Origin of the sequence: Enterobacter asburiae (genome assembly GCF_007035645.1) — a bacterium.
Lineage (GTDB): Bacteria > Pseudomonadota > Gammaproteobacteria > Enterobacterales > Enterobacteriaceae > Enterobacter > Enterobacter asburiae_B.
The window spans coordinates 3,564,007-3,577,253 of record NZ_AP019632.1 but is presented as its reverse complement, the minus strand read 5'-3'; the positions used below and the strand labels follow the sequence as shown (position 1 = coordinate 3,577,253).

13 protein-coding genes are annotated in these 13,247 nt (G+C 57.4%); 9 read left to right on the top strand and 4 right to left on the bottom strand.

The window, feature by feature from the left end; genetic code table 11:
- Positions 1-7: 7 nt before the first annotated feature.
- The 3 genes from phoA to adrA all read left to right on the top strand — a co-directional run bounded on the left by phoA (position 8) and on the right by adrA (position 3,039).
- Positions 8-1,423, top strand: a complete 1,416-nt coding sequence (gene phoA, locus FOY96_RS17135) for an alkaline phosphatase (protein WP_039263894.1) — start codon at positions 8-10, stop codon at positions 1,421-1,423.
- Positions 1,424-1,512: 89 nt separating this feature from the next.
- Positions 1,513-1,833 carry a phosphate starvation-inducible protein PsiF gene (gene psiF / locus FOY96_RS17130; RefSeq protein ID WP_023334671.1) on the top strand — a complete coding sequence of 107 codons (321 nt, stop codon included), beginning with the start codon at positions 1,513-1,515 and terminating at the stop codon, positions 1,831-1,833.
- A 102-nt stretch (positions 1,834-1,935) separates the two neighbouring features.
- On the top strand, positions 1,936-3,039 hold the full coding sequence (adrA, locus tag FOY96_RS17125; protein ID WP_033144746.1) for a diguanylate cyclase AdrA: 1,104 nt from the start codon (positions 1,936-1,938) through the stop codon (positions 3,037-3,039).
- A 14-nt stretch (positions 3,040-3,053) separates the two neighbouring features.
- Here the strand turns inward: adrA and proC are convergent, their stop codons facing one another.
- Positions 3,054-3,863, bottom strand: a complete 810-nt coding sequence (gene proC, locus FOY96_RS17120; protein WP_023310536.1) for a pyrroline-5-carboxylate reductase — start codon at positions 3,861-3,863, stop codon at positions 3,054-3,056.
- 97 nt (positions 3,864-3,960) lie between these two features.
- Between proC and FOY96_RS17115 the strand changes: the two genes are divergently transcribed.
- The 5 genes from FOY96_RS17115 to ppnP all read left to right on the top strand — a co-directional run bounded on the left by FOY96_RS17115 (position 3,961) and on the right by ppnP (position 6,597).
- Positions 3,961-4,419, top strand: a complete 459-nt coding sequence (locus FOY96_RS17115) for a YaiI/YqxD family protein (RefSeq protein ID WP_143347482.1) — start codon at positions 3,961-3,963, stop codon at positions 4,417-4,419.
- A gap of 143 nt (positions 4,420-4,562) precedes the next feature.
- Complete coding sequence (gene aroL, locus FOY96_RS17110; protein ID WP_032639634.1) at positions 4,563-5,087, top strand: shikimate kinase AroL; 525 nt, start codon at positions 4,563-4,565, stop codon at positions 5,085-5,087.
- Between the two features lie 44 nt (positions 5,088-5,131).
- A complete protein-coding gene (yaiA, locus tag FOY96_RS17105; protein WP_032638425.1) occupies positions 5,132-5,323 on the top strand; it encodes a protein YaiA in 192 nt (63 codons plus the stop codon).
- Between the two features lie 237 nt (positions 5,324-5,560).
- Positions 5,561-6,238, top strand: a complete 678-nt coding sequence (locus FOY96_RS17100; RefSeq protein ID WP_008503271.1) for an AroM family protein — start codon at positions 5,561-5,563, stop codon at positions 6,236-6,238.
- A gap of 71 nt (positions 6,239-6,309) precedes the next feature.
- Entirely contained in the window at positions 6,310-6,597 is a 288-nt protein-coding gene (ppnP, locus tag FOY96_RS17095) for a pyrimidine/purine nucleoside phosphorylase (protein WP_008503270.1), read from the top strand.
- Between the two features lie 48 nt (positions 6,598-6,645).
- On the opposite strand, the gene rdgC is transcribed toward ppnP, so the two are convergent.
- Positions 6,646-7,560 (bottom strand): recombination-associated protein RdgC, encoded by a 915-nt coding sequence (gene rdgC / locus FOY96_RS17090; RefSeq protein WP_023310540.1) that lies wholly within the window; start codon positions 7,558-7,560, stop codon positions 6,646-6,648.
- Between the two features lie 123 nt (positions 7,561-7,683).
- On the opposite strand from rdgC, the gene mak reads away from it, so the two are divergent.
- On the top strand, positions 7,684-8,589 hold the full coding sequence (gene mak, locus FOY96_RS17085) for a fructokinase (protein ID WP_039263900.1): 906 nt from the start codon (positions 7,684-7,686) through the stop codon (positions 8,587-8,589).
- A 156-nt stretch (positions 8,590-8,745) separates the two neighbouring features.
- Here the strand turns inward: mak and sbcC are convergent, their stop codons facing one another.
- Positions 8,746-11,877: an exonuclease subunit SbcC gene (gene sbcC / locus FOY96_RS17080; protein WP_143347481.1), complete on the bottom strand. Its 3,132-nt coding sequence runs from the start codon at positions 11,875-11,877 to the stop codon at positions 8,746-8,748.
- The gene (gene sbcD, locus FOY96_RS17075) at positions 11,874-13,079 is read right to left on the bottom strand and encodes an exonuclease subunit SbcD (protein ID WP_143347480.1); all 1,206 of its coding nucleotides are present in this window, start codon (positions 13,077-13,079) and stop codon (positions 11,874-11,876) included. The genes sbcC and sbcD overlap by 4 nt, the downstream gene beginning before the upstream one ends.
- Positions 13,080-13,247 lie beyond the last annotated feature (168 nt).

Genomic DNA, 13,247 nt, shown 5'->3' with positions numbered 1-13,247 from the left:
AAATAAATTGAAACAGAGCGCACTTTTCATCGCATTACTTCCCCTGTTAATTACCCCTGCCGTTTATGCCGATACTGCCCAAACCAGCGTGCTGGATAATCGCGCGGCAAAAGGGGATATCACCCAGCCTGGCGGCGCACGCCGTTTATCAGAAGATCAAACTGCCGCTATTCGCGCTTCGCTGAATGATAAGCCAGCGAAAAATATTATTCTGCTTATTGGCGATGGAATGGGGGATTCCGAAATCACGGCGGCGCGAAATTATGCCGAGGGTGCGGGCGGCTTTTTTAAAGGCATCGACGCATTACCGCTGACCGGACAATATACCCATTACGCGCTGGATAAAAAAACCGGTAAACCGGATTACGTCACGGACTCCGCGGCCTCTGCTACGGCGTGGTCCACCGGCGTGAAAACCTATAATGGCGCGCTGGGTGTGGATATTCACGAAAAAGATCATCAAACCCTTCTTGAGATGGCAAAAGCGGCGGGCCTGGCGACCGGCAACGTCTCCACCGCTGAACTTCAGGATGCAACGCCCGCGGCGCTGGTGGCGCACGTGACCTCGCGTAAATGCTACGGTCCGTCAGTGACCAGCGAAAAATGCCCGACGAACGCGCTGGAAAAAGGCGGCAAAGGCTCTATTACGGAACAGCTGCTGAACGCGCGTCCTGACGTGACCCTGGGCGGCGGCGCGAAAACCTTCGCAGAAACCGCAACGGCGGGCGAGTGGCAGGGCAAAACGCTGCGCGAGCAGGCGCAGGCCCGCGGCTATCAGCTGGTGAGTGACGCAAATTCTCTGGCAGCCATCACCGAGGCGAACCAGGACAAGCCGCTGCTGGGGCTATTCTCTGACGGCAACATGCCCGTGCGCTGGGAAGGACCAAAAGCCTCTTATCACGGCAATATCGATAAACCTGCCGTGACCTGTACGCCTAACCCGAAACGCACGGACAGCGTACCGACGCTGGCGGCGATGACTGATAAAGCCATCTCTCTGCTGAGCAAGAGCGAAAAAGGGTTCTTCCTGCAGGTTGAGGGCGCGTCGATCGATAAGCAGGATCATGCGGCGAATCCGTGCGGCCAGATTGGCGAAACCGTCGATCTGGACGAAGCGGTGCAGAAGGCGCTTGAGTTCGCGAAAAAAGACGGCAACACCCTGGTGATCGTCACCGCGGACCATGCCCATGCCAGCCAGATCATCCCGCCAGATACCAAAGCTCCGGGCCTGACGCAGGCGCTGAATACCAAAGATGGCGCCGTTATGGTGTTGAGCTACGGCAACTCTGAGGAAGAGTCCATGGAGCACACCGGCACCCAGCTGCGCATTGCTGCCTATGGCCCGCATGCGGCAAACGTGGTAGGCCTGACCGATCAAACGGATCTGTTCTACACCATGAAGGCGGCGCTGGGTTTTAAATGATAAAATCCTGGCGGAAATCACATCTGTCGGCTGGTTTTTTTCCTGTCAAGAACCAGACTTACAGGGAATGTTCACAAAAGGATGGTGCAATGAAAACAACATTACTGGTTACTCTGCTCTCCGGCCTGTTCCTGGTCGCATCGGCGAACGCGGAAGAGAAAACGCTAACGCCGCAACAACAGCGTATGACCACCTGTAATCAACAGGCGACGTCGCAGAGTCTGAAGGGAGATGCCCGCAAGACCTACATGAGCGACTGCCTTAAAAATGGCGCCGCGAAGCCAGCTGAAAAAAGCCTGACGCCGCAGCAGCAAAAAATGCGCGAGTGTAATGCGAAAGCAACCGAACAGTCCCTGAAGGGGGACGACCGCAGCAAGTTCATGAGCGCGTGCCTGAAGAAAAAAGTGTAGTTCAAACGGGTGAGCGGCTTCGGCGGCTCACCCGAAATTTCATACTTTCCCCGCAGACCCCCTCTCTATAATTTGGGAAAATGTTTCAGAATATTCCCAAAAATGATGAATGATGAAACGTATTACAACAAAAAGCGCATTCGGGAAGAGTGGAATTTAACCCTTTCTCAGGATGACCCTCACCGCGCCGGCATTCAGTTTGCCCGGCGAGTTCGGCTGGCGCGCGCCGTCGGGCTGGCGGCGATGTTTTTCCCCGTTGCGGGGATGCTGGTCACCCATTTTTTACCCGGTGGCTGGTGGCTTTTACTGGTGGGGTGGGCGTTCGTCTGGCCCCATTTTGCCTGGCAGCTGTCCTGCCGTGCCGCTTCACCTCATCAGCAGGAAATTTTCAATCTTAAAATCGATGCCATTATCGCCGGGCTCTGGATAGGCGTGATGGGGATGAATGCATTACCCACCGCAGCGCTGGTGATGATGGTGGGGATGAATATGATGGGTTCCGGCGGCTGTCGTCTGTTTATCCCGGGGATCGCGTTGACGCTGCTCTCCGCGCTGGTGACCCTGCCACTCGTCGGGAAAGTGGCCGTCTTCAACCCCGACCTCGTGGAGTGGGGCTTAACGTTACCCGTGCTCGTGCTGTATCCCATGCTGTTTGCCTGGCTCAGCCACCGAACCGCCGTCAGGCTTGCGGAACATAAGCAGCGGCTGGAAATGATGAGCACCCGCGACGGGATGACCGGGGTCTTTAACCGTCGGCACTGGGAAATGCTGCTGCGAAATGAATTTGAGCATTGTCGGCGCGACCACAGCACCGCCACGATATTGCTGATTGATATCGACCACTTTAAAAACATCAACGACACCTGGGGGCACGACGTGGGCGACGAGGCGATCATTGCTATTACGCGTCAGCTCCAGCGGTCGGTACGGTCAGGCGATGCGATCGGTCGGTTTGGCGGGGATGAGTTTGCGGTGATCATGTCGCAGACCGCGGCGGAAAGCGCCATCGCCGTGATGTCGCGACTGCATGAGCGGCTGGAAAAACTGACGTTACCGTGCGCGCCAAAAGAAGCGCTGCGCATCAGCGTAGGCGTTGCCCCCTGGGGGCCGCAGTTTGGACATTATCGGGAATGGCTGAAGGCGGCGGACGTGGCGCTGTACAGGGCGAAAAATGCCGGGCGCGGCCGCACCGAAGTGGCCGCCTGACGCCCGGTCAGAAATCAGGATTTACTCAGCTTCTCTGATTTTTCCATGCATTTTGCCATCGCTTCAATGACGGCCGAGCGGAATCCGCGCTCTTCCAGCACCCGCACCGCTTCGATGGTGGTACCGCCCGGGGAGCAGACCATATCTTTCAGTTCACCCGGGTGTTTGCCGGTTTCCAGCACCATTTTGGCGGAGCCCATGACGGCCTGCGCGGCGAACTTATACGCCTGCGCGCGCGGCATTCCGCCAAGCACGGCGGCGTCGGCCATCGCTTCTAAAAACATGAACACATAGGCAGGGGCTGAGCCACTCACGCCGACCACCGGATGGATCATCGATTCGGCAATCACTTCTGCTTCACCGAAGCAGCGGAAAATATTCAGAACATCGGCCACTTCTTCTGTGGTCACCAGCGCGTTAGGCGTGACGGAGGTCATGCCGGCATTGACCAGCGAGGGGGTGTTGGGCATGGCGCGGACGATTTTACGATCGTGACCCAGCGCGCGCGCCAGCTGATCGAGCGTGACGCCTGCGGCAATCGACACGACCAGCGTCTCTTTATTCAGGCTGGAGGTGATATCGCTCAGCACTTTGATCATGATGTTCGGCTTGACGGCGCCAAAGACGATATCGGCGACCTGGGCGACTTCCTGCGCGCTTTCGGCGGCGTTGATCCCATATTGATCGCGCAACTCGGCGACTTTGTCCGGTGACGGGGTATAGACCCAAATCTGACCCGGCAGCACCTGCCCGCTGGCGATCAGACCGCCCAGGATGGCTTTGCCCATGTTACCGCAGCCGATAAACCCGATTTTCTTGTCCATCACGATTCTCCGTCATTATGCGTTGTTTTCTCTGATTGATAGCTTAACAACGAAATGCAGGCGACAATAGTCGGCAGACTCATTATGGGGAGACAATATGGCGATTTGGGTTGATGCGGACGCGTGTCCGAACGTGATTAAAGAGATTTTATTTCGCGCCGCCGAGCGCGTTCAGATGCCGCTGACGCTGGTGGCGAACCAGAATATTCGCGTACCGCCTTCGCGGTTCATCCGCTCCTTGCGCGTGCCGGCCGGGTTCGACGTGGCGGATAACGAAATTGTTCGCCTGTGCAGCGTGGAGGATCTGGTGATCACGGCGGATATTCCGCTGGCTGCCGAAGTGCTGGAGAAAGGGGCGGCGGCGCTCAATCCGCGCGGGGAGCGTTACTTGCCTTCGACCATTCGGGAAAAGCTCACCATGCGCGATTTTATGGATACGATGCGGGCCAGCGGCGTGCAGACCGGTGGACCGGACAGCCTGTCCCAGCGCGATCGCCAGCAGTTCGCTGCCGAGCTGGATAAATGGCTGCTGGAAGTGAAGCGCCGCACAGCGTAATGATAATTATTGTCAATTTGTGGTACAGTGTGGCCTCCACAGGGTTGTCATCCCGTACCGCTTTGCAGTAAAGTAATCGCAACATCTTCTGCAATTATTTCTTTACACTCTTCAGCCATTCGGCATCAAGGGGAACACCTGGCATGACCCAACCCATCTTTTTAGTTGGCCCCCGCGGCTGTGGGAAAACCACCGTTGGCCTGGAGCTGGCACGCGTGTGTCATCGCCAGTTTGTTGATACCGACCACTGGCTGCAAACCGAGGCCGGAAAAACCATCGCCGAGATTGTTGAGCAAGAGGGATGGGAGAGCTTTCGCGCGCGCGAAACCGCCGCGCTGAAAGCGGTCACGACCCCGTCTGCCGTGATCGCGACCGGCGGAGGCATCGTTCTGGCGGAGTGCAATCGTCACTTTATGCGCGAAAAGGGGATTGTGATTTATCTCAGCGCGCCGGTGTCGGCTCTGGTAGGGCGGCTGGAAGCCTTTCCGGAAGAGGGGCAACGTCCCGCGCTGACCTCCAGGCCGCTCAACGAAGAGGTGAGCGAAGTGCTGGCCGAACGCGATGCGCTATACCGCGAAGCGGCTCACCACGTGGTGGATGCGTCAGCCTCTCCCGAAGACGTTGTGATTCAGATTATTACCGCCCTGCGTTTGGCTTGTGCCAGCTAACCGGCGTCTATACTTATAGCTCAGACATAAAAAAAGGATGAGCTATGCCAACCAGACCTCCCTATCCGCGTGAAGCACGTATTGTTACCGTTGAAAAAGGCCAGACGGGTCATACCGTGACCTGGTATCAACTGCGTGCCGATCACCCCAAGCCGGACTCGCTGATCAGTGAACACGAGACTGAACAGGAAGCGCTGGATGCGAAACGGCGCTATGAAGATCCCGATAAAACCTGACCCTTTTCCTAAACGTTCCAGTATCGTGCCTGAATCACACTTTTTACTCATCGGGAAAGTTAAGCAGGAGTTAATATTTAGTTATTACAAGTAACTCCGGTATCGGCAGGCGATCTTTACATTTCGATGTCGGGATCACCTGCTACGCTTGGTGCTGTTTTGTTGAAAAAATGAACTGTGCAGCGTAGTGAGCCTGTACCTGTGTGCACGATGTTGGAGTAATGGAAGGCGATCAAGATGAAGGCAACGTTGGCGATCCTCACCATTGGTGTGGTCCCTGTAAGCGAAGTGTTACCGCTCTTAACCGAGCATGTATCTGAACAACAGATAACGCATCTTAGCCTGCTGGGGAAGATGAGTCGGGAAGAGGTCATGGAAGACTACGCTGTCGAGGCGGGGGAGGATCCCCTGGCGACGTTATTAAGCGACGGTAAACTGGCGCACGTTTCGCGTCAGAAAATCGAGCGCTCGCTGCAGGGCGTAATAGAAGTGCTCGATAATCAAGGTTATGACGTTATTTTGCTGATGAGCACCGCGCCCATTAAGGGGCTTACGGCGCGTAATGCGATTTTGCTTGAGCCGATGCGGATCATTCCACCGCTGGTGGCCTCCATCGTGGATGGTCATCAGGTGGGGGTGATTGTGCCCATTGAGGAGCTCATGGATAACCAGGAAGCAAAATGGCACGTGCTGGAAAAAGTGCCCTTGTATGCGCTGGCAAATCCGTTCTGGGACAGTGAGGCAAAACTTATTGCTGCCGGGAAGGAACTGCTTGAGAGAGGAGCAGATGTCTTGATTCTGGACTGCCTCGGTTTCCATCAGCACCATCGTGATCTGCTGCAAAAAGCGCTGGATGTTCCCGTGCTGTTATCCAACGTTCTGATGGCTCGCCTGGCCTCGGAACTTCTCATGTAATGATTTTGCGTGACAGGTGATGAGCATGGCCCCTATAGTGAATTTTTATCTAAAAATATAAGGGCCAGTTCATGCTTCAAAGTAACGAATACTTTTCCGGTAAAGTGAAATCCATTGGTTTTACCAGCAGCAGCACTGGTCGCGCCAGTGTCGGCGTTATGGCGGAAGGGGAATACACCTTTGGCACGGCGGAAGCTGAAGAAATGACGGTCGTCAGCGGGGCGCTGAACGTCTTACTGCCGGGTGAAACGGAATGGAAAGTTTACGCTGCCGGGCAAGTTTTCAACGTCCCTGGCCACAGCGAGTTTCATTTGCAGGTCGCTGAACCTACCTCTTATCTGTGCCGCTACCTGAAATAAAAAATAAGCCGGGTGGCGCTAACGCTTACCCGGCCTGCGTTTTGCCTGTTATCTCTGCGCTTCGCCGCCGAGACCTTCCACCAGATTCTGAATCAACGCGGCCAGCTCGCCGGTCATCAGGATGAAGTCCGCGTCAAAGCGCTGGGCGTAATCTTCCCTGTCGATATCTTCGTTCTGATCGCGCAGCTCGTCGCAGAACTTCAGACGCTTCACAGAGCCGTCGTCGCACATCACGAACTGAATGCGCTGCTGCCAGTCGAGCGCCAGTTTAGTGACCACTTTACCCGCTTCGATGTGGACGGCGATCTCGTCGCTCACCAGATCCTGCTTCTTCGCGCGGATCACGCCGCCATCTTCCAGCAGGGCTTTCAGCTCGGCTTCATCAAGGATCTGGAAACCCTGAGCCGCAGCGCCGCTGCGTACCCATTCGGTCAGCGTCAGCTCGATCGGCGTTTCCAGCGCCAGCGGAACGACCGGTAAAGATCCGATGCTTTTACGCAGCAGGGCCAGCGTATCTTCTGCTTTCTTGGCGCTGGCGCAGTCCACCATGATCAGCCCGTTGACGGTGTCGATCCACATCATGGTCTGGCTGAAGCGGCTGAAGGCGCGCGGCAGCAGGGAGTGCAGCACTTCGTCTTTCAGCGAATCTTTTTCGGTCTTTTTCAGCTTGCGGCCCTGTTCGGCTTCCAGCTTGAAAATTTTCGCTTCGAGCGCCTGCTTAACCACCGGCGTCGGCAGGATTTTCTCTTCTTTACGGGCGCAGACGATGATTTGACCCGTGCTGCTGGCGTGGGTCAGTGCATCGCTTTGTGAACCCATTGGCGGAACCCAGCCGGTTTTCGCCATATCCTGGCTACCGCAAGGGGAAAAGGTATAAGCGGCTAACTGTTTTTCCATCTCTTCTGCACGCAGCGAAACGTCGCGGCTGAGACGGTAAACCATCAAATTTTTGAACCACAGCATGATAATTTCCACGGCCTTGTCGTTAAATCAGCGGGCATGATAACGAATTGTCGCATCGCTTGCATTGCTAATCGGGAAGCGTGCTTCTACTCTGTTGATAATCAAAATAATGAGGAGAGTCTTGTGCGTATTGGGATCGATTTGGGCGGCACCAAAACAGAAGTTATCGCACTGAGCGAGCAGGGGGAGCAGCTGTTCCGCCACCGTCTGCCGACGCCGCGCGATGATTATCACCAGACTATCGAGACGATTGCCAGCCTGGTTGAGATGGCAGAGCAGGCGACAGGGCAAACCGGCAGCGTCGGGATGGGGATCCCGGGGTCGATCTCGCCGTATACCGGGGTGGTTAAAAATGCCAACTCCACCTGGCTCAACGGTCAGCCGTTTGATAAAGATTTGAGCCAACGTCTGAACCGGGAAGTGCGTCTGGCCAACGACGCCAACTGCCTGGCGGTCTCTGAGGCCATCGACGGCGCGGCGGCCGGTGCTCAGACCGTGTTTGCCGTGATTATCGGTACCGGCTGCGGAGCGGGCGTGGCGTTCGGCGGGCGCGCCCATATCGGCGGTAACGGCACCGCGGGCGAGTGGGGACACAACCCGCTGCCGTGGATGGATGAAGACGAGCTTAAATACCGCGCTGAGGTGCCGTGCTACTGCGGAAAGCAGGGCTGTATTGAGACGTTTATCTCCGGCACCGGTTTTGCGACCGACTACCACCGCTTAAGCGGCCAGCCGCTCAGGGGCAACGAAATCATGCGTCTGGTCGAAGAACAGGATCCGGTCGCCGAGCTGGCCCTTAGCCGCTACGAAATGCGGCTGGCGAAATCCCTGGCGCACGTGGTAAATATTCTCGATCCGGACGTGATTGTGCTCGGCGGCGGCATGAGCAACGTCGACCGGCTGTACGCCACGGTACCGAATCTGGTGAAACAGTGGGTGTTTGGCGGCGAGTGTGAAACCCCGATCCGCAAAGCTGTCCACGGTGACTCCAGCGGCGTGCGCGGCGCGGCGTGGCTGTGGCCGGAATAAAAGCAAATAATGTTTATTCCCTCTCCCTGTGGGAGAGGGCCAGGGTGGGGCAAGGTAAAAGCAAAACAGCAACGCAAGTTGCTGTTTTTGGTGTTTTTACCCTCTCCCTGTGGGAGAGGGCTAGGGTGAGGGCATCAGACCGCACCGACCTACCATTCAGCCCACCGCAAATTCCTTATCCAGCCTGCTGTACCCCAGCCCGTTGATTTTCTTCACCTTGATCTGCACCGGAATGCGCTCTTTCATCGCCTCTACGTGGCTGATCACGCCGATGGTTTTCCCGGTGGCGTTCAGCGCGTCGAGCGCATCCAGCGCGGTATCCAGCGTTTCACTGTCGAGCGTGCCGAACCCCTCATCCAGGAACAGGGAATCGATCCGCGTCTTATGACTCACCAGATCGGAAAGAGCCAGCGCCAGCGCCAGGCTGACCAGGAAGCTCTCGCCGCCCGAGAGCGTTCGGGTATCGCGAACCGCATCCGCCTGCCAGGTATCGACCACTTCCAGCTCCAGCGCGTCGCTGGCCTTGCGCTGCAGCAGATAACGCCCGTGCAGACGGTTAAGCTGCTGGTTAGCAAGCCAGACGAGATTGTCCAGCGTTAGCCCCTGCGCGAATTTACGGAACTTGTCGCCGGTGCTGGAGCCGATCAGCGCGTTCAGATAACCCCAGTCGTCCGCCTGGCGCGCGGCCTCTTCAATTTGCTGCATCAACGCCAGCTGGTGCTGACGGTTATCGCTGTCCTGCTTAAGCTGCTGGCGGATCTCGCCCTGATGCGTGGTGTTCTCGCGAAGCCGTTGCGCCAGCTGCTGCAGCTGGCTTTGCAGCGCAGGAGCATCGGCGTTGAGCCCTTCCGGCCGCAGCGCCAGATGAGCCTGCAGCTGCTGGTTAGCCTGGCCGGAAAGGGCTGCGGCCTGCTGTATCTGGCTTTCCAGCGACTGCTTCAGCTGTTCGAGGCGACGAATAGCGTCGTCATCCAGCAGCGCGGCAAGGAACGCGTCCCGATCGGCAAAGCAGCTCGCTGCGAGCGCCGCGGTGAACTGCGTCTGCGACTGCTGCAGGCGCTCTTGCTCCAGCTTTTCCTGCTGCTGCTGCGCGCTGAGCTGGCTTTGTAGCGACACGCATTCATCGTGAACGTCGCGCCAGCCGTCAGGAATGGCCGGTTCGGCCTCTTCGCCGTTCGTTTCCGGAAGCGTGTCGAGCAGCGGCTTCAGCGCGTTTATGCGTTCCAGAAGCACGCCGTGCTGCGTTTGTTTCTCCTGCCACTGCGCGAATTCCGCTTCGCGGGCGTGCAGCCAGGCGGCTTCATTGCCGTCTTCAGGTACGTTAAGCGATAGCGAGAGCAGGGTGTTTTCCAGCGCCTGACGCGCGGCCGTCAGCTGCTGCTGATACTGTCGCTCCAGCACTTCCTGCTCGTTTAGCTGGTTTTGCAGGGTCAGACGCTGGCTCAACTGATAAAGCTGGCGCTCGTACTGTTCCTGCTCGTTCATCCATGGCGTGATATCTTCCTGAATATTCAACGCGATGTTCAGGGAAGCGCAGGCCTCCATCCACTCTTTAGTGAGCACTTGCTCTTCCTGAGAGAGAGTCTGCGCTTCGTCTGACTCGCGCTGGATCTGCTGCGTCAGGGCATTAACCTGTCCCAGCACCAGCAGCCCTTCCTCTTTAAGGGCGGCGACCTCTTTTTCCAGGACATCGCGGCGGCGCTGGTTATCCGTCAGCTCAAGCGACTGGTATTGCGCAACGGCGGGGTGCTCGCTGGAGCCGCACAGCGGACAGGGTTTGCCGGCCTCAAGCCGGGAACGATAGCTTTCCAGGTCTTTAATCGTCGCTTCGCGTTCGCAGAGGGCTTTAAGATCCAGAAAGTGCTGGTGTTTCTCTTTGTACTGCTGGCGACGCAGCGTCAGCGTTTCATTGAGTTTATTTTGATCGGCCTGGGCCTTCTGCACGCTTTCACCGCTCTGGCGCAGGCGCTTTTGCAGCGGCTGATAGCGGGCATGCAGCGACGTCAGCCGCTGGCGCAACGTGCGTGACCGGGACTGCTGCTCCATGGCCGCGCTGACCTCATCCGCCGTCAGCGTAAGCGCATTTTCCGGCATCTCAGCCAGCCTGTTGCGTAATTCACCCATCCGCGCAGCAAGCGAGGATAACTGCGTTTTGTCGCGGTTAAGCTGTGAGAACTGGGCACGCCAGCCGGCAATCTCCTGCCCCAGCAGGCGATAGCGCTCGTGCTCCGCCAGCCACTGCGCCAGCGCCTTCAGTTCGGTCTGAAGCTGCTCATGATTACGCTGGGCGGTATGACGGATCCGCGCGCGCAGTGCGGTTTTGGCTTGTAAGCGAGTATTTACTTCAATAATTCGCTGCTGGGTTTGCGTCAGGCGCGCGGTCTGCTCCTGCTGGTGCTCCCAAAGCGGTCGAAGCTGGGCGGCGGGCAGAGCAAGCTGGAGCTTTGCCAGCTCTGGCGCAGCGTTCGTCAGCGCCTGTTGCGCCTGCTGCTGCATCGCGGCGACGCGCTGTTGCTCAAGCACGAGCTCATCATGGCGCGTAAGCCACTGAAAATCTTTCTGCTGGCTTTGCTGCTGAACCAGCAGGGTTTTCTCTTCATCAGTAAGCGCCTGCAAACTTTGCTGCAACTGCTGCTGTTGCTCTTCGCTCAACAGCACGACGCCCGCCGCCTGCGCCTCGCACTTTTCAAGCACGCTGCGGGCGGCTTTATGTTTTTCAAACACCATGGCGGAAATCTGTCCGTAGATCTCGGTGCCGGTCAGCTCTTCCAGCAGCTCGGCGCGATCGCTCGGCCTGGCATTAAGGAAGGCGGCAAACTGCCCCTGTGAGAGCAGCATGGAGCGGGTAAAGCGGCCATAGTCCAGCCCGGTGAGCGCGGCGGTTTGCTCCAGTTTATCCGTCACTTTATCGGCCAGGATTTTGCCATCTTCACAGCGCGCCAGCTCCACGCGCGGCGCCTGCAGGTTTCCGTCCGGCTGGTTGCGCGCGCGGTTCTGGCTCCAGAAGGCGCGATAGGCGGTGCCTTTTACCTCGAACTCCACTTCCGCCAGGCACTCGGCGGTGTCGCGCGTCATCAGGTCGTTTTGCGCCTGAGAGACCTTCTGCAGTCGCGGCGTTTCGTGATAAAGCGCCAGGCAGATGGCGTCGAGCAGGGTGGTTTTACCTGCCCCGGTCGCGCCGGTAATGGCAAACAGCCCGTTGCTGGCAAACGGCTCCGCGGTAAAGTCAATTTTCCACTCGCCCTTGAGGGAGTTGAGGTTTTTCAGGCGCAGGCTCAAAATTTTCATGCGTTTTCTTCCTCATCATTGAGCGCATGCAGGGTATGGCTGAACAGTTCGCTGAGTCTTGCGCGCTTCGCGTCGTCAATTTCCTCCTGCGAGAGCCTGCGTTCAAACACCTCTTCAACCCGAAGCTCACTGAGCGTTTCGCGTTGAGCGCTTAACAGAATTTTCTCGCGCTGCTCGCGGCTGCGGCGTACCAGTAAAACTTCGACGGGTAAATCTTCCGTCAGCGCCTGAATTTTACGCTGCATATCGTGCAGGTAGTCGTCGGTGGTGATTTCGATATCCAGCCAGACGGGCGGGTTAAGCGCTGTTCCACGCCACTGCTCAAGCTGGGCGGTAATGGCGTCAAGATCGCCCTTCAGCACCGCCAGCGGCTGGGTGACCGGGACCTCCAGCGTCTCGACGGCGTGAAGTTTTCCGTCGGAGAAGCTCACCAGATGGACGGACTTGGCTTTGCCCGTTTCGTCAAAGCTGAGCGAAATTGGCGAGCCGCAGTAGCGGATGTGCTCGCTGCCCCCGACGATCTGCGCCCGGTGAATATGTCCGAGCGCAATGTAGTCGGCTGGCGGGAAGTTCTGCGCCGGAAAGGCATCCAGCGTGCCGATATAGATGTCACGTACGGCGTCACTTTTACTGGCCCCGACGGTGGTGAGATGGCCGGTCGCAATCACCGGAATCGGCTGGTCGCCGCGCAGGGCGCAGGCATCGACGTGCTGCTGGTGATAATAGTCGGTGATGGCCTGCAGGAGATGCTGCTGTTTTTCCGCGCCCGACAGCCCCGCCTGACTTTGCACGATGTCCCGCGGACGCAAAAAAGGAATGGGGCACAGCACCGCCCCCGGCGTGCCGTCGCGTTTTTTCAGGATCTGCGGGGCGTGCCCGGCGCTGGCGACCACGGTGGTATTGAGAAATGCCAGGATGTCGCGGGATTCATTGAGCGTCGCGACGGAATCATGGTTGCCGGCGACAATCACCAGATGACAGCCGGTTTGCTGCAAATTCACCACGAAGCGGTTGTAAAGCTCACGCGCATAGCTGGGGGGCGAGCCGGTATCAAAGATGTCACCCGCCACAATAATCGCGTCCACCTCGTGCGTCCGGGCCGTTTCCAGCAGCCAGTTCAGGAAAGCTTCATGTTCAGCCGCACGGCTTTTGCTGTAAAAATTTTGACCCAGATGCCAGTCCGAGGTGTGAAGTATGCGCATAGCTGATCCGTGGCAAAAAAGAGAAAGCAGGATTATAAACGTTCAGAGACGGGAAAATAACCGCTGTAATAAAACAACGGTTTGCCCGTTATCGTGGTACTGTTTTTCATAAATCTGTCATAAATCTGACGCATAATGGCGCCGAATTACAAACTTGTAACTTAAATA